At 35.5% G+C, this 20,577-nt stretch carries 18 protein-coding genes; 9 read left to right on the top strand and 9 right to left on the bottom strand.

Annotated elements, in window-relative coordinates; genetic code table 11:
• Positions 1 to 5: 5 nt before the first annotated feature.
• Complete coding sequence (locus B806_RS0115960; protein WP_017403087.1) at positions 6 to 1,229, bottom strand: phage/plasmid replication protein, II/X family; 1,224 nt, start codon at positions 1,227 to 1,229, stop codon at positions 6 to 8.
• A 183-nt stretch (positions 1,230 to 1,412) separates the two neighbouring features.
• Here B806_RS0115960 and B806_RS0115955 point away from each other — a divergent pair, with 183 nt between their 5' ends.
• From B806_RS0115955 to B806_RS0115925, 7 genes are all read left to right on the top strand, one after another.
• Positions 1,413 to 1,625, top strand: coding sequence for a hypothetical protein (locus B806_RS0115955; RefSeq protein WP_017403088.1), 213 nt, complete (start codon positions 1,413 to 1,415; stop codon positions 1,623 to 1,625).
• Between the two features lie 938 nt (positions 1,626 to 2,563).
• Positions 2,564 to 2,854 (top strand): hypothetical protein, encoded by a 291-nt coding sequence (locus B806_RS0115950; RefSeq protein ID WP_005069200.1) that lies wholly within the window; start codon positions 2,564 to 2,566, stop codon positions 2,852 to 2,854.
• 479 nt (positions 2,855 to 3,333) lie between these two features.
• The gene (locus tag B806_RS0115945; protein WP_002113678.1) at positions 3,334 to 3,867 is read left to right on the top strand and encodes a fimbrial protein; all 534 of its coding nucleotides are present in this window, start codon (positions 3,334 to 3,336) and stop codon (positions 3,865 to 3,867) included.
• Between the two features lie 87 nt (positions 3,868 to 3,954).
• Complete coding sequence (locus B806_RS0115940; protein WP_017386959.1) at positions 3,955 to 4,689, top strand: fimbria/pilus periplasmic chaperone; 735 nt, start codon at positions 3,955 to 3,957, stop codon at positions 4,687 to 4,689.
• A 55-nt stretch (positions 4,690 to 4,744) separates the two neighbouring features.
• Positions 4,745 to 7,306 carry a fimbria/pilus outer membrane usher protein gene (locus B806_RS0115935; protein WP_017403223.1) on the top strand — a complete coding sequence of 854 codons (2,562 nt, stop codon included), beginning with the start codon at positions 4,745 to 4,747 and terminating at the stop codon, positions 7,304 to 7,306.
• Positions 7,303 to 8,313, top strand: a complete 1,011-nt coding sequence (locus B806_RS0115930) for a fimbrial protein (RefSeq protein ID WP_017386957.1) — start codon at positions 7,303 to 7,305, stop codon at positions 8,311 to 8,313. The genes B806_RS0115935 and B806_RS0115930 overlap by 4 nt, the downstream gene beginning before the upstream one ends.
• Positions 8,314 to 8,425: 112 nt before the next feature.
• Positions 8,426 to 9,400: a DUF4882 family protein gene (locus B806_RS0115925; RefSeq protein ID WP_017386956.1), complete on the top strand. Its 975-nt coding sequence runs from the start codon at positions 8,426 to 8,428 to the stop codon at positions 9,398 to 9,400.
• Between the two features lie 56 nt (positions 9,401 to 9,456).
• On the opposite strand, the gene B806_RS0115920 is transcribed toward B806_RS0115925, so the two are convergent.
• The gene (locus B806_RS0115920) at positions 9,457 to 10,566 is read right to left on the bottom strand and encodes an S-(hydroxymethyl)glutathione dehydrogenase/class III alcohol dehydrogenase (protein WP_004792384.1); all 1,110 of its coding nucleotides are present in this window, start codon (positions 10,564 to 10,566) and stop codon (positions 9,457 to 9,459) included.
• 228 nt (positions 10,567 to 10,794) lie between these two features.
• Positions 10,795 to 12,666 carry a hypothetical protein gene (locus B806_RS0115915; RefSeq protein ID WP_017386955.1) on the bottom strand — a complete coding sequence of 624 codons (1,872 nt, stop codon included), beginning with the start codon at positions 12,664 to 12,666 and terminating at the stop codon, positions 10,795 to 10,797.
• Positions 12,667 to 12,848: 182 nt separating this feature from the next.
• Between B806_RS0115915 and B806_RS0115910 the strand changes: the two genes are divergently transcribed.
• Positions 12,849 to 14,006 (top strand): catalase family protein, encoded by a 1,158-nt coding sequence (locus tag B806_RS0115910; protein WP_017386954.1) that lies wholly within the window; start codon positions 12,849 to 12,851, stop codon positions 14,004 to 14,006.
• Between the two features lie 65 nt (positions 14,007 to 14,071).
• Here B806_RS0115910 and B806_RS0115905 read toward each other — a convergent pair whose 3' ends face one another.
• The 3 genes from B806_RS0115905 to B806_RS0115885 form a co-directional block, all read right to left on the bottom strand.
• Positions 14,072 to 14,377: a hypothetical protein gene (locus B806_RS0115905; protein ID WP_017386953.1), complete on the bottom strand. Its 306-nt coding sequence runs from the start codon at positions 14,375 to 14,377 to the stop codon at positions 14,072 to 14,074.
• An 832-nt stretch (positions 14,378 to 15,209) separates the two neighbouring features.
• On the bottom strand, positions 15,210 to 15,665 hold the full coding sequence (locus B806_RS0115890) for a hypothetical protein (RefSeq protein WP_005069217.1): 456 nt from the start codon (positions 15,663 to 15,665) through the stop codon (positions 15,210 to 15,212).
• Between the two features lie 187 nt (positions 15,666 to 15,852).
• Positions 15,853 to 16,287: a GFA family protein gene (locus B806_RS0115885; RefSeq protein WP_079380999.1), complete on the bottom strand. Its 435-nt coding sequence runs from the start codon at positions 16,285 to 16,287 to the stop codon at positions 15,853 to 15,855.
• Between the two features lie 188 nt (positions 16,288 to 16,475).
• Here B806_RS0115885 and B806_RS0115880 point away from each other — a divergent pair, with 188 nt between their 5' ends.
• Complete coding sequence (locus B806_RS0115880) at positions 16,476 to 18,065, top strand: phospholipase D family protein (protein ID WP_017403222.1); 1,590 nt, start codon at positions 16,476 to 16,478, stop codon at positions 18,063 to 18,065.
• A 17-nt stretch (positions 18,066 to 18,082) separates the two neighbouring features.
• Here B806_RS0115880 and B806_RS0115875 read toward each other — a convergent pair whose 3' ends face one another.
• The 3 genes from B806_RS0115875 to adeR form a co-directional block, all read right to left on the bottom strand.
• The gene (locus B806_RS0115875) at positions 18,083 to 18,670 is read right to left on the bottom strand and encodes a DNA glycosylase (protein WP_017386949.1); all 588 of its coding nucleotides are present in this window, start codon (positions 18,668 to 18,670) and stop codon (positions 18,083 to 18,085) included.
• 119 nt (positions 18,671 to 18,789) lie between these two features.
• The gene (gene adeS, locus B806_RS0115870) at positions 18,790 to 19,854 is read right to left on the bottom strand and encodes a two-component sensor histidine kinase AdeS (RefSeq protein ID WP_017386948.1); all 1,065 of its coding nucleotides are present in this window, start codon (positions 19,852 to 19,854) and stop codon (positions 18,790 to 18,792) included.
• Entirely contained in the window at positions 19,844 to 20,575 is a 732-nt protein-coding gene (gene adeR, locus B806_RS0115865; RefSeq protein WP_017386947.1) for an efflux system response regulator transcription factor AdeR, read from the bottom strand. The genes adeS and adeR overlap by 11 nt, the downstream gene beginning before the upstream one ends.
• Between the last annotated feature and the right edge of the window lie 2 nt (positions 20,576 to 20,577).

The following is a 20,577-nucleotide window of genomic DNA, read 5'->3' as shown; positions in this document are numbered from 1 at the left end:
CCTCCTCAGGCAACTAGATGTAACCCATGTTTGGGTGTGTATTGTGAAACTGGTTGAACGTAATCTTGTGGTGCTTGCTCAGACATCTTGAGTTCAAACAAACGAACAAATGGAATAACTTTCCCGTTAGGATTCTTAGCAAGATTCTGTAAATGACCTTTAGAAATCTCACATAATTCCAATGCTTTAAGCGCATCATAAAAAGTACGTTCGTTATAAAGTTCTTTAGTAGCTTTCAAGCCGATCTGGCGAATCAATGAATAAAACTTCATTGCGTTATTCGCTTTGGTATAACTAGGTTTACCTGTCTTTGTATAAGTCACTAATTTGGACTTAAATAAATCTAGGATTTCTCCATCATTCGAAAAATTCATGTGTTTACCCTTCAATGTGTTTAAGATCGGGTCAAAAGCTACGTGCCAGAGGCGTAGCAATAATTCTGGCTGTTCATGTTGCAGCTTAATAAGCTGAAATAAATTAGATGGATAACCATTCTTGGTTAAATAGGTTTTACAAATACGAGCTTCTAAACGTAAAACAGCATTAGCAAATGGCAATGCATTGTTCATAGCAATAACAAGCGATTTAGAGCGCATACAGCCCTTGTCTGCTTGCTTCTGTAACTTATGTAATTGGCTTTTTACTTCTTCAAATTTGCCATAAGCTTTAGGACGAACGGTTGCACCGTCATTACCCCAAGTAATGTAATTCTCATATTTAATTTGTCTTGCTTTACGATGACCCGAAGCCAAGTTAGCCATGTAATCCAAAGTTGGTTGAACCATATTCTGATGTGGCAATCTAAATAAATAAGTCGTATCTAGATGTAAAACCTCAGTATTCTCCAAATCCAAAATTGGGGCTAACTGGGGAAAGGCTTCGAGTAACATGCCAAGCATATGATCAGAGCCAAGTTCTATAGACTCAAAACCATAAACATTGTGACCTTGTAACAATTTCAATGGAGATGCCTTGATCTCAACATAAGGCGTTCTATTGATTGTATGAGTGTAAAACTTCATAGCCATGTCAGTGTAATCACTAGGAAGAGCCTCGAAAGGATGATAAAGCTCCCCTGTCGTTGTTGTTCCATCATCCAATTTACCGACATGACGAGTAGCAGCAGGAATACCAAAATCGCGAATATCACCAGTAAACCAGTGGTTATTCTCAAGGCTACGTACATGCGTAGGTATGATTGGAATCGCTAACCGCAGAAAATCGAGCATAGTTATTACTCTGATTTTATAGTTATTAGAATTTGTTGTTTGTTCATGAAATTCCCCAATTTAAACATGTATACAAATAACATCGAAGTAAATTTAATACAAAAACACATGTATAGCAAGCACAAATAACATGTAAATAAGTATTATTGCATACATGTAATTGGCAATAGTTAGATCAAAAAAATGGCGATCACTGTAAGACTGAATGACAGAGAGCAAGAATTGCTCAGAAAGAAGTGTGTTGAATTAAACAAAGCACTAATCAACAAAGGCTTAATGCCAATTAAAGACAGTGAACTAGTACACATAATTCTAGATCAGTGTATTGAAGCGGCTGAATTAAGTAATAGTGGAAAGGTTCTAGTAAGAGAGCCAAAAAACCAAGACAATGATTAAAATATAATCAAAATAACGACTTGTTGCGAAACTTTCTCAATAAATTGTAAGTATATGAATTATTTAAGGAATAAGTCGTATTTCAAAAAACTTTCCGCAGTCAGGCACACTATTAGATAGTAGTGTGCCCTACTCTCAAAATCTCCCAGAAAGGTCAGGCGCGACGAGTCGCTGCCCGCCCTTTCCTATCCTTCAAATTCGCATAATGAGCATTGATGTTAAATGCCATGCGAGTGCAGAAATATGGTCGCATCATTGACAAAAAACCCCGCTAGCGCGGGGTCTTTAGTCAACGAACATGGCAAGTAACATAATGCGGCTATTATACGAATAGTTGTATAATTCAATATTGCCCCATAGCTTGGTAGCTATCTTTCAATCGCTTGTTTGATTTTTATTGAGCTTTTTCTCTACCTAGCGCTCCTAGAAATTAAAACTATATTTCGCTAGACCATTTTCCTAAAATCTTTAAAGTCTATGCTAAATTCTAATTTATTAACTCTGATATGCTCCAATCCGCAATATAAAGCAAATTTAATTACAGATTGGTTGAATAATGTATATTTAGTCACATTTTTATTGAAATCTATATTTTATTTCTCAGTAATAATTTTGAAATATAAATTATAAATTAAAAAATGAATTATATTTTTATTAAATATTTTAACGTATATCTTGCTGTTTTAATTTGAAGTCTGTTTTTTTATTAATCATTATTTTATAAATTTTTATAAATAACAATAACTTAATATTGTTTTGGTGGTTTTATTATTAATAAATTTTTAGAAATTATAACTATTATATTATTTAAAGTATTTAATGTGATTTATATCACGTATAAATTAATGATTTTTTATTATTTAAAGCTTAATGATTGTTTTTAAATTAAAAATAAGGTATCACATATATATAAACTATTTTATAAATAGGTATATAAAATGAAAAATAATATATTTAAACTTCTTGTTTTGATGGTGCTTTCCTCTTCCCCACTATTTTGTTACGCAAGTAACACAATAATGATAAGAGGAAATATTGTTGAAGATACATGTTCAAGAGAACATAGCGAGATAGAATGTGTTGAGGTAAATAATTTAAATATTAAACTTGATAGTGAATATTTAAATAAAGATAGTCTTTTTAAATTAGCTCAACATACTGAGAAAATGGACACAAGCATTGAGAGCATAAGTTCTAACCACAAAGTCGTGCTTATTAATTACCATTAATATCCAAACTTATTTTTGCAGTATGTTTGATGAAAGAGTGATTTGTCGAATCCATCGCATGTTTTGATGAATTGATTGATAAGTCACTCTTTTTTTATAAAAAATGACTATTTGTATATTTTTTCTGTATACATATGCATAATTTATTCTATATAATTGTATTCTATGAATTTAAGCTTATTTTTCACATAATTTGTTTAATTCTTTTTTATTTACATCGTGTTCTTATGTAATTTTCTTCTCTTTATAGCTTTTCTTTTTTATAAAATAAAAAAACTTTCATAAACAATGATATAGACCATTGATGGTCGCCCTGAACTTCAAATACAAAGCGTGATTTAATTAAAATTATGAAAAAATAATGTGATCTAGTTTGCATTTTGTTTAAGAAGTGTTAAGATCGCCGCATTACTTTTCAAGATGTCAAACACTGGAAAAGTAAGGAAATAAACTTTTATCCAGACTTTTGAGAAAACACTATGAAAAAACTTGCTTTGATCGCTGCTCTTTCGGTTGTAGGGATTGCTAATGCTCAAGCTGCTGATGGTACAATTACAATTAATGGTTTAGTTACAGACAAAACTTGTGACATCGTTACCCCTGCTGGTAAAGACTTCACAGTTACTCTTCCAACTGTTTCTAAACAAACTTTAGCTGTTGCTGGGGATGTTGCTGGTCGTACTCCTTTCCAAATCAACTTAGCTAACTGTTCACAAGGTAAAGTAGCTACTTACTTCGAACCAGGTGCAACTGTTGACTTTAATACTGGTCGCTTACTTAACCAAGACGCTACTGGTGCTAAAAACGTTAACGTTCAACTTTTAGGTAGCAACAACAACTTCATCCCAGTACTTGCTGCGGGTGCAAACGGTGCTCAAGCTAACTCTCAATGGGTTGACGTAGCTGATGGCGCAGGTGCTGACCTTAACTACTACGCTGAATACTATGCAACTGGCGCTTCTACTGCTGGTAAAGTAACTACTTCTGTTCAATACACAATTATCTATCAATAATTAATTGATAGCGGGGTTTCTATGTCCGCATGGAAACCCTGTTTTGTGTAACGCTTTCCTGAATCTTTCTTGGTTGAGAACTCGAAAATGAAATTGAACAGTTATAATTTTTTGTTAGGTTTAGCATTTGCTTCAGCAGTTATTGCACCTGCTACTCAAGCAGAAATTGTAATTCATGGCACTCGTGTAATTTACCCGTCAGATGCTAGAGAAGTTACGCTACAAGTTAGCAATAACGGTTCAAAGCCAGCACTTGTCCAAGCTTGGATTGACGAAGGTGACCCAAAAAGTACACCGGACCAATCAAAAGTTCCTTTTATGATTGCTCCTCCTATTTCTCGTGTTGAAGCAACGAAAAGTCAGACTCTTCGTATTACAGCTTTACCAAATGCTTCTCAGTTAAATCAGAAGCAAGAAACAGTTCTGTGGTTGAATATTTTAGATATTCCACCAAGACCTACTTCAAAAAGTGAAGATACGACGCCTGATAATTTCTTACAACTTGCAATTCGTTCACGCATTAAATTCTTCTATCGTCCTTCATCGATTAAAGAAGATGCGAATTTAGCATCAGATAAGCTTCAATGGATTAAATCTGGTCAAAGCTTAACGGTAAAGAATCCTACCCCTTTTCATATCACAATGACTTCTGTTTACCAAAAGGCAGGTGATAAAAAAGTAGATTTATTACCTCAGGGGCTAATGATTAAGCCTTTTTCTGAAGCGTCAGTTCAGCTTAAGAATAGCAACCTTCAAGATATGAGTTTTATTAACGTCAATGACTATGGTGGTCGCGTTGAGCACCCGATAAAACTTCAGTAATCAGATTTATCTTTTTAATAAATTTAAGCACCTATATGTGTAGGCGGACTTAGCTATGCCAAAAAAAAGGCAAGAATCTTATAAATTATTAAAACGCCATATTTGTTACTACTTGGCTTCTGGTGTTGTCACAATGACAATGCCTGTATTCGTGCATGCTGAAGAAACAACTACGAGTGCTCCAGTAGAGGCTGAATTTGATTCTGCTTTTTTAATTGGGGATGCTCAAAAAGTTGATATTTCTCGTTTTAAATATGGAAACCCTGTTTTACCAGGCGAATATAACGTTGACGTATATGTAAATGGTCAATGGTTTGGTAAACGTCGTATGGTCTTTAAAGCATTAGACCCTAATAAAAATGCAGTAACGTGTTTCACAGGAACAAACCTGATTGAGTATGGCGTTAAACAAGATGTTTTGTCTAAACACACTGCCCTTCGAAAAGAAAATAATAGTTGTTATAAAATTGAAGAGTGGGTTGAAAATGCATTCTATGAATTTGATACCTCTCGTTTACGTGTAGATATTTCTATTCCGCAAGTTGCTTTGCAAAAAAATGCTCAAGGCTATGTCGACCCAAGCGTATGGGATCGCGGTATTAATGCTGGTTTTCTATCTTATAGTGGTAGTGCCTATAAAACATTTAATCAGTCGAATGATCAAAGCGAAACAACAAACGCATTTATGGGCGTTACAGCTGGTTTAAATTTTGCGGGTTGGCAATTACGTCATAATGGCCAGTGGCAATGGCAAGATACACCTGCTGAAAATCAATCTAAATCAGATTATCAAGAAACAAGTACATACTTACAAAGAGCCTTCCCTAAATACCGTGGTGTTTTAACGCTAGGTGATAGTTTTACAAACGGCGAAGTATTTGACTCTATTGGTTATCGTGGTATCGATTTCTCAAGTGATGACCGAATGCTACCAAATAGTATGTTAGGTTACGCCCCGCGTATTCGTGGTAACGCAAAAACCAATGCAAAAGTTGAAGTTCGTCAACAAGGCCAACTTATCTATCAAACAACTGTTGCACCAGGTAATTTTGAGATTAATGACCTTTACCCTACTGGTTTTGGTGGGGAAATTGAAGTTTCTATTATTGAAGCAAATGGTCAAGTACAAAAATTTTCGGTTCCATATGCTTCAGTTGTACAAATGTTGCGTCCAGGTGTAAACCGTTATTCTTTAACTGTAGGTCAGTTCCGAGATCAAGATATTGACCTTAATCCTTGGGTAGTTCAGGGTAAATACCAACAAGGTATTAATAACTACCTAACAGGTTATACAGGAATACAAGCTACAGAAAATTATGCTGCTGTATTGTTAGGTGCTGCTTTTGCTACACCAATTGGTGCTGTTGCGTTAGATGTGACCCACTCTGAAGCCGACTTTGAAAAACAGTCATCACAATCTGGGCAAAGTTTCCGTTTAAGTTATAGTAAGTTAATTTCTCCGACTAACACAAACTTAACCCTTGCTGCCTATCGTTACTCGACAGAAAACTTCTATAAATTACGTGATGCTCTACTTATTCGCGATTTAGAAGAAAAAGGCGTAAACACTTATGCAACTGCTGGTCACCAGCGTAGTGAATTTCAAATTACTTTAAACCAAGGACTTCCTGAAGGTTGGGGTAATTTCTATGTAGTGGGTTCTTGGGTTGACTATTGGAACCGTAGCGAAAGTACTAAACAGTACCAAATTGGTTATAGCAATAACTACCATGGTTTAACTTATGGTTTATCTGCAATTAACCGTAAGGTTGAGTACGGTTCAAATGATGCGACGCATGATACTGAATATTTAATGACGCTTTCATTCCCAATTAACTTTAAGAAGAATTCAGTCAACGTCAACGTTACTGCTTCTGAAGACAGCCGTACTGTTGGCGCAAGCGGAATGGTTGGCGATCGCTTTAGTTATGGTGCCTCTGTTTCGCATCAGGACTATGCAAACCCAACATTTAATGCTAATGGTCGTTACCGTACGAACTATGCAACTGTTGGCGGTTCTTACAGTATTGCTGATTCTTACCAACAAGCAATGGTTAGCTTAAGTGGTAGTGTGGTTGCACATTCAGATGGTATTTTATTTGGACCTGAGCAAGGTCAAACAATGGTACTTGTGCATGCACCTGATGCAGCTGGGGCAAAAGTGAATAATACCGTTGGTTTAAGTGTAAATAAGGCTGGTTATGCGGTTATCCCGTATGTAACACCTTATCGCCTAAACGATATTACGCTTGACCCACAAGAAATGTCGAGCCAAGTAGAGCTTGAAGAAACTAGTCAACGTATCGCACCTTTTGCTGGCGCAATTGCTAAAGTAGATTTTGCGACTAAGACAGGTTATGCAGTCTATATTAATAGTAAAACTGCTGATGGCAACAGTTTACCGTTTGGCGCTCAAGTCTTTAATCAAAAAGATGAAGCTGTAGGCATTGTTGCACAAGGTAGTATGATTTACTTACGTACCCCACTTGCTCAAGATAGTCTCTATGTAAAATGGGGCGACGAAAGCAATGAGCGTTGTTCAGTTGAGTACAACATTAGTAATCAGTTGCAAAATAAGCAACAAAGCATGGTAATGACTGAGGCTGTCTGCAAATGAAAAGAATATTATTAACAGGTTTTTTATTTACGGCCGGCCTTGGTGTATATGGTGAAGCTAATGCTGCATGCCGTATATATAATTATCAACCAAATGACGTTCGTATGGCAGTAGGCCGTGTTGTTGTGCGCCCTAGTGATCCAGTAGGTGCAGTTTTAAGGAAAGCAACTTTTCCTATCTCTAGTAGCGGTACACAAGCGATGTATTGTGATAGTAGAGACACTGTAGTTGCTCAATTAACTCAAGCTTATCCTTTAAGTTCTTTAGGGAATAGTATTTATACAACCAATATTCCTGGTATTGGTATTCGTCTATATCGTGAAGCTGAGAATAGTACCAATTTTTCTGGTTATTATCCTTATGAACGTGGTGGCATTTCTGGTACTCGTTATTTAGCATCTGGCTATTTTGTTGTAGAAATTATTAAAATTGCTCCACAAACTGGTTCTGGTACATTAGTACCAGGCAGATATAGTAGTTATTACGTCCGTGGTTTCCCAAATCAGCCGTTTTTAACAAGTACTGTTGATGCTAATGCAATTACCATTGCTTCTTCTTCATGTGAAATTCAAGGTAATATCAATAAAGTTGTACAGCTTCCTACTGTTACAAAAGCAGGGTTCAAAGGCATTGGTTCTACCCAAGGTGAACAAACTTTTGATATGAACATTCTCTGTAATGGAGGTATCAACCCAACAGGTTATGAAGAGAAAAACCTCATTAGCTTAACTTACGACTTTACCCAAGACGGAACAAACAATCAGGTTTTAGCGAATACTGCTCCGACATCTGAAAAAGCAAACGGCGTAGGTGTGCAGTTACTCTGGAACTATCAAAATAAAAATCAGGTCATCAAAAAAGGTGACAAATTAGCATTAGGTACATTGTCTTCTAACCAGACAGTTCAATATAACGTACCAATGACTGCCCGCTACTATCAAACAGCAACAAATGTGACTGCTGGTAAGGTCCGTGCAATGGCTACTGTAACTATTGAATATGATTAATCATATTCAATAGTTTTTAAACTTAATAATTTCAAATATTTAAATATTAATAATAAATTTTACTTTAACACTACTTTCTAAAAATTTAACACTTAACTCGATAGGAATATTTATGAAAAAAATAGGCATAATTGCTGTTAGTGCAGTGACATTATGTTGGGCTATGTATGAGGTATCTTCTGATAATACGACTACCGTATCGCAGAATGAATCTAGCCAAAAAGTAGCATCTAAAAGCATTTCATCCACTACAAAGAATGAAAAATTAGCGTCTCAAACCCTCTTGGCTAAAACTGCCTCCCTTAATTCCTCTGCCCCAGTCTGCCAATACAATTTTGATGCGACTCAAGAAGATTATGATCTTTGGAATAATGAACATACTGACTATTGGCCAATTAAAATATTCCCATTAATAATTGGCCAAAAATTTAGTCTTAAAGTAGAGCCTATGCCAGAAAATGAGTATGGTACTGTAGAGTATGTAGCTAGAAGTAAAGCTAGTCTTAATTCAACTAATGACATTGGTGATTTAATAATACCTCATACAGGTATTATTGCATTTGAAATAGAGCTTAAGATCCCAACCTCAGCTCTTGGGAGCTCATCACTTGGTAATTCTGCTTATTACTCCTCTGGCATTGGTTTTAATGGTGTAACAAATAATGGCTATACAGTCAGATCCAATTTTAGGTTTAATATGGGTACTTATGATCCAGATTTTGGTGAGAATCCTGCTAGATTAAGCTATTCTGTAGCTTACCGACTTAGTGATGAGACTGGCCCTGACAGTCGATATTCTAAAGGTCAAAACATGACAAATAATGCAAATGGATACCAAAGATTAGGTATTTATATTAATCAGAACACTAAGCAAGTTGGCTTTATTATAAATGGTGTTGATCAAGGATATAAATCTACTTTGCCTGCGCCACTTGAGAATATACGCTTTTTTGTTTCAAGTGATATATCAATAGATGCCGAACAATTATTTGGACAAGAGTTGTCGAACGAACTGATTACTGACCGTAATGCGCTACAGTTTAACTACCCTCAGGGTACCACTGACATGTGTGGTAATGTAATTTAAGATATAAAACTATAAGTCATAAAGAAGGGCTGAATCACAGCCCTTTTTTCTTTCATTTAGAAATGAATGACAGTACGAATTGATTTACCTTCATGCATTAAATCAAAAGCAGTATTAATGTCTTGTAGAGGCATTGTATGCGTTACAAAAGGTTCAAGTTGAATCTCACCTTTCATAGCATCTTCGACCATTTTAGGAAGTTGTGAGCGGCCTTTTACTCCACCAAATGCAGTACCTAACCATTTACGGCCTGTCACTAGCTGGAATGGGCGTGTCGAGATTTCTTGGCCTGCACCAGCAACACCAATAATAACTGATTGTCCCCAACCACGATGTGCACACTCTAGAGCCGAGCGCATAACATTAACGTTACCAATACATTCAAATGAATGATCTACACCCCAGCCTGTCATTTCTACAATCACTTGCTGAATAGGTTGGTCATAATCTTTTGGATTTAAGAAATCGGTAGCACCAAACTGCTTAGCAAGTTCAAATTTATCTGGGTTTGTATCTACGACGATAATGCGCCCTGCTTTCGCTTGACGTGCGCCTTGTACAACAGCTAAACCAATACCGCCTAGACCAAATACGGCAACAGAATCACCTTCTTGTACTTTTGCTGTGTTATGCACGGCGCCAATACCAGTCGTCACTCCACATCCAAGTAAACAAACTTGTTCGTGATTCGCTTCAGGATTGATTTTAGCCAAAGAGACTTCTGCAACTACCGTGTATTCACTAAAGGTTGAACAACCCATGTAGTGGTAAATTGGTTCGCCGTTATATGAAAAACGTGTGGTTCCATCCGGCATGACACCTTTACCTTGAGTAGCACGTACTGCAACACACAAGTTGGTTTTTCCAGATTTACAGAATAAGCATTCTTTACATTCAGCTGTATAAAGTGGAATCACATGATCACCGGGTTGAACGCTTGTTACGCCCTCACCCACTTCAACCACAACACCTGCGCCTTCATGACCTAAGATGGCAGGAAAAACACCCTCTGGGTCATCGCCAGATAATGTAAAAGCATCGGTATGACATACCCCTGTATGGGTAATTTTTATTAAAACTTCACCCGCTTGAGGTGGTGCAACATCAACTTCAACAATTTCTAAAGGTTTTCCTGGGGCAAAGGCGACAGCTGCACGAGATTTCATCTTTGGGTTTCCTTTAAATCATTCGGTATTTATAGTCGAGCAAAATAGATTATATATTGATAATACAAGAGCTTAATTTTGCTTAAATTAAAATTGGCTTTCATGACAATCTATCACAGCATAGCCAGTCAAATACATCTAAGCAAGCCTACATTTAAAAAAGAAGAAAACCTCTTACTTGAAGAGGTTTCTTATCAAATCATTAGCTTATAAGCAGCTTGTTTTTACTTAGAGGTAAATATCTGGTGGATATGGTGTGTTATCACTAATTGGAGAATAAAGCGTATTTTCAACAAAGAAGCCATTGGGGGCTTGAGTGGTATCAATCGTAATTGAATCAAACATAACTTGTGGATATGCCCAGATAAATTGCTTCATTAACCCTAAAGAAACATTGTTTTTCATGTCACCAAAAACTCGTTGCCAAATAGGTGTTCGATATGGCTTGGTTTTATCAAAACCATAGATATAAGCAATAGAGGCATCGGGAACAAAACCAGATAAATAAATGACTTTATTTGCAGGATAGCCTAACCCTTGTATAGGTATTTGGGAAACTGCCTGATGTGCCAAGTCTAAGCGAGCTTCTAATAGCCAGTCATAAGCTTCTGTCATCATGTAATCAAAATTAGGATATGAATAATGTTGGCTTGGATAGTTAATATAAGTAGCTAATGTCTGAATTGGGGACTGAATGGAAGGAAAGAAAATAAGAGGACTAACTTTGGCAGTAGAGTATTTTGCTTTGATCACGGTACGAATGTTTTGACAGGTTTGTCCTAATTTATTTCTAAGCCATGTTTTAAACTCATCATATGGCGTTCCTGTTTTATTCATTGCTTCATAAATTGTACCCAAATCTGGTGCATATAATCCTGTATCTGCATTAAAAGCCAATTTTGTTGGATAGTCATATACACAAGGTAGATTGGTATCAGTGTTATACCACCACCAAGGTTCACCGATCTGCATATTTACATCGCATCCACCCGCTACCATTGCATCAGCAAACTCAATAAAGACTTTATGTAGATATGCCAAAGCATTCTGATGACTTAAACTAAAAAAATAGCTCGGTGGTTGGTAGCCTGTTTTACCTAAATTACTGTTCCAGTCACGCTGTGCCCAATATTCATTGGCCCCCAAGGAATACATTTCAAAGCTGACCCCAAAAATGGGTTGCAAACTGGCGTTATGCAAAGCCTGAGCATATTTCTCATGCCATTTACGCGTACATGAGTTAACGACCGCTTCACCTGTTACCAACGTATCTGGTATTTGCCATTTATTAATATCACTTTTCCATGTCATTTCTGGATAATGCGACATCCCACAATAGTGGTTAACAAAACCCTGGTATCCCAAAGCGACCATATTGTTGACTAAGCGCTGAGGATTTAAGTCATAGTGGTCATCATAGCTGGTGCAGATGCCATAATTGTGCTGTGGCACAACTATGCGGCTCAAATTTAACTTTGCATTTGTTCCAGTTACAACGGAGTTAGTGAGACGAATGTAGCCATCTTTTGGTTGACTTAAAGGTATAGCGGTTTGACCATTATAGTCACTGGTAAAGCCAGAAAATGAAATTCGCTGAATATTGGTTACCGGAAAGCTATCTGTAGCAGAGAAGCCTGCTTTTACTGTATCCCAATTAATACGAATATGCGCCGTTCGCGAGGAAGGATTATTTGCGTAATTAAATAGAACAACATATGCAATTTTATTTACGCCATTTTCATTATAGTACACCGTTAAAGTGGGCGTTAAACTTGGATTGTTGAGCACTGGCATCGTGGCAGATAACTCAATATCGAAGTCCCAAACCACCCCTGCATAGCTATATTTGGTTTGATACGCTAAAAATTTATGATCTTTAGTGTCATAAGAATCCCAAGTAATTCCTACCAAATCATTTGTCATACGTGATCTAAAAGATGCTTCAAAACCATTTCCATAGTTCGTAATGGCGAAAGACATCGTTTGCGGGCCGTCTATTCTCCAATAAATAGGGCTAAACCGATCAATAAGGGTATTTTGAGTGATTGGGCGAGGTGATGTATTAGTATTATTTTGTACATTCTGTGAGTTATTTATCATGTCTACATTCTCTTAATGTATTAAGAGGTTTTATATTAAATAATAATTCCTATTATATTGTTCAGATAAGTAACAATGACGTTTAAATTATTTACAGTTTATATTTTTCATAAAGTTCAAAATAAAATTAAACATGAAATCTTAATATTATCCTAAAATATTTTACTCTGAGGAGTTAATAAATGGCAACTTTTATACAGCCTATAAATTTTAAAGGTTTGTTTTTATTTACTCCTCTTGTATTTGCATTATCAGGTTGTACTGAAACTTTATATTCCAATGCAACGTCACCCGCAAAGACCTTTTCGGAAAGTAACTCTTATCCAAAGATCGACACAGTATTAGGAGAAAAGTTACAGCCTAACGAAGAGTTGCTCGCTCAAAACATAGCTCAAGTCATTGAAAAGTCAATTCGGGAACAGTATACGGCTGGAAATGCTTTACGTGATGCACATCCTAAGGCGCATGGTTGTGTTCGTGCCGATTTTCATGTCTCAAAAAATATACCTGTCCAGTTTGCTAAAGGAATGTTTATTCCAGATCGAAGTTATCAAGCATGGATCCGTTTTTCTAATGCTTCAAATGACGCCTCTAATGCCGACATTAAAAAAGATGCACGTGGCATCGCAATAAAAATTTTAGGTGTGTCTGGACAGAAAATTTTAGAAAGTGAAAAGCAAGCAACCACTCAAGATTTTATTATGATTAATCATCCAGTCTTTTTTGCGAATGATGCTAAACGATATCTTTCTTTTATGAATGACGTGAATAGCCATAATATGGTCAGAAAACTTCACATTCCATTTGCGTTAGGTTTTAAGGGAACAATGAATGCTCTTGGAGCACGTAATTCACAAATTGCAAATCCATTATACGCACGTTATTGGTCTATGGTTCCCTATCAGTTAGGGCTTGGCAATGATCGACAAGCAGTTAAATATTCAGTACGTGCTTGTTCAATGCAGCCAAACAATCTACCTAAGAATCCTAGTCATGATTTTTTAAGAGAAGCTTTAAAGAAAACTTTGCAAAGTACAGATGCTTGTATGGAATTTCTTATTCAACCACGAACTTCAAATCAAATGTTGGTAGAAGACTCAATGACAGAATGGGATGAAAAAGCAGCTCCTTTTTATCAAGTAGCAACTATTCATATTCCCAAGCAGAACTTTGACACACCCGAGCAAAATAAGTTTTGTGAGAATCTGTCTTTTACACCGTGGCATGCCCTACCTGAGCATAAACCATTAGGCGCAGTAAACCGAATGCGTAAAGTCATTTATGAAAACATCAGCAGAGTTCGACATGATATGAATTCAGCTCTTAGACAAGAACCTTAAATACTTTAGCCATTGTAGTTTGGTGTAAAAATTTTTCTAAAGATGAGAGTTTGCAATTGTTTCTTTTAAGGGAGATTTTTGCTTGTATCGATAGTGATTCGATCAATAAAATCTGCCAACCATAAAATGAAGTCATCTTCGCTTTTATGCTTTGGAATCAAACTCATATCTAGCTTAATAGGGAGTTCATTTTTTACACTAATAACAACACCTTCGAAGTTCACAAAGTTATATAAAAACTTTAGTTCAGTGCCTGCAATAGCTTTTTTTATTTCTAAAATAAGGTTATTTAAATTTCTAAAATGATTGTTTGAATAAGAACTTTTAATATTTTTATTAATTTTTTCTGCTAATAGTAAGTATTTTGGCATTTCTATCTCCTTATTAATTATTTGTAAAATATAAGTATAAGTTGAAAGCTATAAAAATAATTTTTTAATTTTTATTAAATTGTTTCTGTATTTTTAATTTTAATTGATAAGTTATGTGCAATATAACTGTTTTATAGATTTAAAATGTGATTTGTTTGGGATTTTATTCTGATTAAATTGGTAGGTATTCTTTAATCTTATTTAAGGGTAATTAATTAAGTTTTATATTAAATAGGCTCAATATTTAAAATTTTGAGCCTATTTAATTTTTAATATTCACTTAAGACTAAAAGTAAAAAGTTACATCTTAAGTCAATTTGGGAAAACTCTTGATTTTATGAATTTTCCCACATTTTCTGCATTCTTTAACTTCGTCATGAGTAATATCAAAGTCATATTCCCAGACATGAATACAGAAAAGCTGTCTAAGGTTGTGGAGCATAGACACCTCCTTATAAAAAACCAACTCATTAGTAAGTTCTTTATGAATGCAGTTCGCTTATTTTGATGAGTTCTCCTCTTTAGCTTTATCCTCCTTGTGTTTACAGCAGTATCCGAAAACAGCACCAGCACTAAAGAAAAACATAGCCTTGAACATACTTATCTCCAAACGATAGTTAAGTAAATTTAAAATTAACATTGAAGGTTGTATCTGTTTTTAGGCCAATGAGACTGATTCTGTGCGTTATGCAAACTTTTGTGAAAAGTTATAACAATATATTTTTTATGAATAAGGTGGATAAAATTAAAAAACCGCCCCAGTAGGCGGTTGCTGAATTTACAGCGAGATATAGAAGTGTAGTGGACGATCACTTCTATATTTTTTATGTACTTATTTTTCTTGGCTTATAATTTTATTAAATGCATCTGATTTGAAATAATTAATGATCATCTCTCCACCATCTTGTGTTGAAGATGATACTTTGGGTGGTTCCTCATAATTAAACTTATAGTCTGGAGGAATAAATTTTGAGATTGGTGGAAGCTTTGCCTCACCTCCTGTTGTAATTCTTTCAATAAAACCTGCAAGCCAGAGTATATATTCATCTTTATTTTTATAGTTAGGCATAAGGCTCATGTCTAACTTAATGGCACACTCCTCTAAGGGCTTGGTTAGGCATTCCTCAAAATCTATAAAATTGTATTTAAGTTTAAATTTGGTGCCTTTAATTTCATTACGAATTACACCAACTAATTGATTTAAGTTTTCTGCCGAGCTTTCTGAAAATAAATTTTTGTCCTCAATCTTTTTATATACATTCTCAGCGATGATTAAATATTGTGGCATCTCTATTTTCTCCTTTTTATTATTAAGCTACTCACTCAGCCCTTTAAGGAAGTATGATAGATATCATGTTTTCTAATGTAATTGTTGTAATGCCAATTGTAATTAGAGTGTTTTTGTGAAACCTTCAAGCATAACCATCCGAAAAAATTAAATTTAATGCAAACTAAGTCTCATTTTTTAAAATTCTTTACTCAAACAATATGTTTAGTTCATTTAAAGTTGGAAGTTCATCGTAAGATTCATCTGCATCTACTGTGTTTACCCAATTTGACTTTGAAACGATACAAAAATTAAGCTTTTTTAGCACAACAATATCTTGGTCTAACAGGCCTAATGGAATCCACATAAAATTAGTAGAGCCTACTAAGTTAGGTACTGGTGATCCACATTGACTGCAAAATGAAGATGTGAAGCCTGTTTCTTTTTTATAGGTACGGACAAGTTCTAAACCTGATAACCACTCAAATTTATCCTTATTTACTAATGTTGCTGCATTTGCCCCGGTTCCAGTTTGTTTACGGCAGAGACTACAGTGGCAATGATAGACCGTGTTTATTTTCTTAATAACTGAAAATTTGACTTCATTGCATAGACAAGAACCCACGTGACTCATCTCAAGCATCCTTAAAAAATAATGTTGAATATAGCATTAGGCATAAAAGGGTTAAATTTAACTTTATATTTTTAAATAGATATATCTCTATAAAAATAAAGAATTGCTAGCGTTGAGGCTTGGCAGAATGTATTTATAACGTTTAATATGAATTTTGACATATAAATTGAATATAAAAATGCTGTGATGTGCTTATCTTGGATGCGACTTTAAAAGCTTACATGATTAATCAAATTTATCAGCAGTATAGTAGTATGGCATTAAATGCTTGGGGCTTTACACATACACCTTCGTATAACGGTACATACGACCCTGATGAGAATGATATAGTGACGAATAGCTTTAATTGGTTGAATGATGAGCAAGCTACAAAAAAAACAGAACAAGGACTGACTGCTTTTGTGGCATTAGATGATGCCTTTATCAGTATCGCTTCTCGTATGTATCTGATTAGAAATGCAAAAGAAAAAATTGATTTACAATATTATATTTGGACAAATGATTTTGTTGGAAACTTAATGCTGCACGAGTTACTAACAGCGGCAGATCGTGGCGTAAAAATCCGCTTACTTATTGATGATCAAAATGGAGTAAAGCTGGATGGAGTTCTTAGAAGCCTTCTCCACCACCCCAATTTTGAAATTCGATTGTTTAATCCATACAAGTTTAGATATTTAAGAATTTTAGACTATATTTTTCGGTTCAAAAAAGTAAACCATCGCATGCATAATAAGTTAATTATTGCAGATGGCGTGATTGCGGTAACAGGCGGTCGAAATATTAGTAGTGAGTATTTTGATGCAAGTAGTAAATTTCAGTTTACAGATCTAGATATTTTATTTTATGGACATACCGTACAACATGCACAGTCTGTCTTTAATGATTTCTGGCAAAGTGATTTAAGTCAAAATGCTACTGAGCTGGTGGGAACATGTGCTGTACACCATTTGCAAACACTAAGGCAGCACTACCATGATTTAATTCATGAAAGTGAAAATCATACTCAAACTGAAGATAAGCTTTACGATGCTCAAAGCTATTTAAAAGAACTTTTAGAGCACTATCCAATCCAGTGGTCAAAAGCATATTTTGTTGCTGATTCACCTAAAAAAATCTTAGGACTGGCCGCTAAAGAAGAAATGCTTTATGGGCAAGTCCTAAAGATTATGGGTGAACCAAAGCAGCATATCGAATTAGCTTCTGCTTATTTTGTTCCTACCCAACAAGGCACTTACTATTTAAAGCAACTCAAGGTGCAAGGTGTTAAAGTCAGGGTTTTAACCAACTCTTTTGCTGCAAATGACGTGGCAATTGTGCATGCCTTTTATAGTCAATATCGAGTTGAGATGCTCAAAAGTGGTGTAGAACTATTTGAGTTTAAGCCCTTTTTAGAACGCAGACGCAGAACTTGGTATGAAGTAGTGACTGGAAGTGTGATCCCTGCTAAAGGTAAAAATAAATCGAGCTTACATGCCAAGTTTTTTGATGTAGACGGTAAAGTATTTATTGGTTCGTTTAACTTTGATCCTCGTTCGACTTACTTAAATACTGAGGTCGGTCTGGTTATTGAGTCGAGTCAATTACAAGCGCAAATTTCTGTCATGCTCGATCAGCACTTACCTCAAGTTGCTTACCAGCTTAAGTTAAATAGTGAAGGCAAAATTGTTTGGTTAGATTATCAGTCGGATGGAAAGATTGTTGAATATGAAAAAGACCCAGATACGAGCCTTTTCCAACGTACTATGATTAAAGCTGTTTCATATCTACCAGTTGAATGGATGATGTAACAGCATTTCAAGTTTACTTATAAAATGCCTATCTCTTTAAAGAATTTTTGATAAGCCTCTGCTTTCTTCTCTAGCGCTAATGGATATGCTCTAGAAGAAGATGGTAGACGATATAAATTAATATTTCGTCCAGCAAAGTAAGTCGAGGTAGACATTCCTATAAGCGGTTTTTCGGTGTGTTCTGGTAAAACTGATATTAAAGTATCAGTCGCTTTATCACCTGTGGTCATAATGGTTTGACATAGAGGAATCTGCTGAAGTAAAACTGCAAGATCTGTTGGTGTTACTATTTCAAGAAATTTATCTGCGGCATTCCCTTTCAACCGCTTAATTTGATAAGCGGTATCAAAGATTGCAATACCAGTTTCAATCAAGAAGTTTCGAATACGTTCTTCATTAAAATTTTTTTGGCTTTCACTTAAAAAGTAAGTTTTGTCTTGGAAAAAAATCAAACCGAAAATACGCCACATATCATTTTGGAAATTGGGATAGTAAAAATCCATCTTCCATTTATTACGTGGCGGTGGAAAACTGCCTAACATTAATAAACGGGCATTTTCAGGTAAAAATGGCTCAAGTGGATGGGTTTCTATCTCAATTATCATAAAAAATCAGTATTTACTTAAAAATTTTATAAACAAATTAACCTATTTTTTAGTTAATCACGAGTCATGAAATGCAATTTCTCTTAATTAAAGCGTTAAAGGTTGTACAAAAGCGATCATTATTGAGGAATACTTATTTTAAAAATACTATGTGAATGTTGATTTAAATAATCGACTTGACCTTTATGGGCAATGACAAGAGCTTGTACAACCGAAAGACCTAACCCAGTGCCGCCTAACTCTTTATTTCTTGATTGTTCTAACCTGAAAAAAGGGTTAAATAAATCTTTACGATGCTCAGCTGAAATGCCTGGTCCTTCATCTTCTATTTCAAGAATCCAGTTAGTTTGTTCTTGTCTCGTTGAAACAATTAACTTTCCAGGATTTGCATAACGTGTAGCGTTATCCAGTAAAGCAATTAAAATCTGTTCAATTCGCCGTTGATCACACTCAACTTTTGGCGCTTCAATATCGAAAATGACTTTAAGCTGAGCTTTTTCTAATTTTTCTTCAAACATGTGCACGACTTTGTGAGCAGTTTTATTAAAACAAATCGTTTCGAGGTTAAGTCTAAGCTGTTGGTTTTCAAAAAGACTCAATGTACGTAAATCTTCGACTAGGTTTGAAAGACCTTCTACTTGATTCAGTAAGTTTTTAAATAAAATGGGGTCAGCTTCAAAAACACCATCAATAATCCCCTGCAACCTACCTTGCAAAATGGTGACTGGCGTTCTTAACTCATGTGCAATTGCGGCATTCCAGACATGAGCATTTTCAACTGAGGTCTCTAGTTTTTGAGCCATATCATTAAAATTATCCATAAGCTCACCAATTTCAGAAGAATGATGTATTGGTTTTTCAACTCGTGCGCTTAAATCCCCATGACTAATTTTCTTAGCTGCATCGGCTAATAGATTAATAGGCACAATAAAACGTTGAGCAAGCTTAATGCCTAAAATAATTGATAATGCTGTGCCAAATAGAAGCACGGCGAATAACCATATACCATCTAGATAGTGGAAGAACTCATCACTTTCTTTCAGCTTTTCGAGAGATATAAGCCCTACTTCAATTGCAACATAGTAGGTGCCATAACCTAAAATTAGCGAACTCAGCGTAACACTTAGGCTGGTAAAACTCAGTGCAATAATTAGTTGTTTACTAATGCCCGTTTTATTTTTCATGTGGATGATCCAACCTGTAGCCTACACCACGAACATTGATGAGCATATTTCGTAAACCCAGATCTTCTATTTTCTTTCGTAGCTTACTGACATGACTATCGACCGTACGTTCTAATGCATCTCGATCTGGTAGACACTGATTCATGAGCTCTGAACGGGTAAAGACTTTATGAGGATGCGGTAACATCAGTAATAAAATTTTGTACTCAGTTAGAGTTAAATTGAGTGTTTGTTTTTGATCGCCTGAATGGATGTAAGCAGTATGAATTTCGGCATTCACCTCAATATTTTTATAAATCAGATTTCGGTTGGGAGTTTGCTGGTTTTGTTGAGTACGTCTTAGAACTGCTTGTACACGTGCGACCACTTCATTTGGGTTAAAGGGTTTTACGACAAAGTCGTCTGCTCCAATTCTTAAAGCCATGACTTTATCAATTTCTTGATCTAAAGCCGTAAGCATAATGACTGGTGTTGCTGCTTTTTGCCGAATTTTATTCAGTACTTCCCACCCGCTCAGTTCCGGCATTTTTATATCGAGAATCACCAGATCAATAGGCTGCGCTGCGTGTATTTCAATTGCCTGCTTACCATTCATGGCCCGTACAACACGCATACCTTCACGCTTAAGATAATGTTCAATAATATCGCCAATATCATATTCATCTTCTACAATAAGAATAAGCTTATCCTGACAATTAAACGTAAAGGTTGACTCGAACATAG

The sequence above is a fragment of the Acinetobacter sp. TG2027 genome, assembly GCF_000302435.1.
Lineage (GTDB): Bacteria > Pseudomonadota > Gammaproteobacteria > Pseudomonadales > Moraxellaceae > Acinetobacter > Acinetobacter pittii.
Note: the sequence above shows the minus strand (reverse complement) of the source record. Positions and strands in the feature narration are given on the sequence as shown.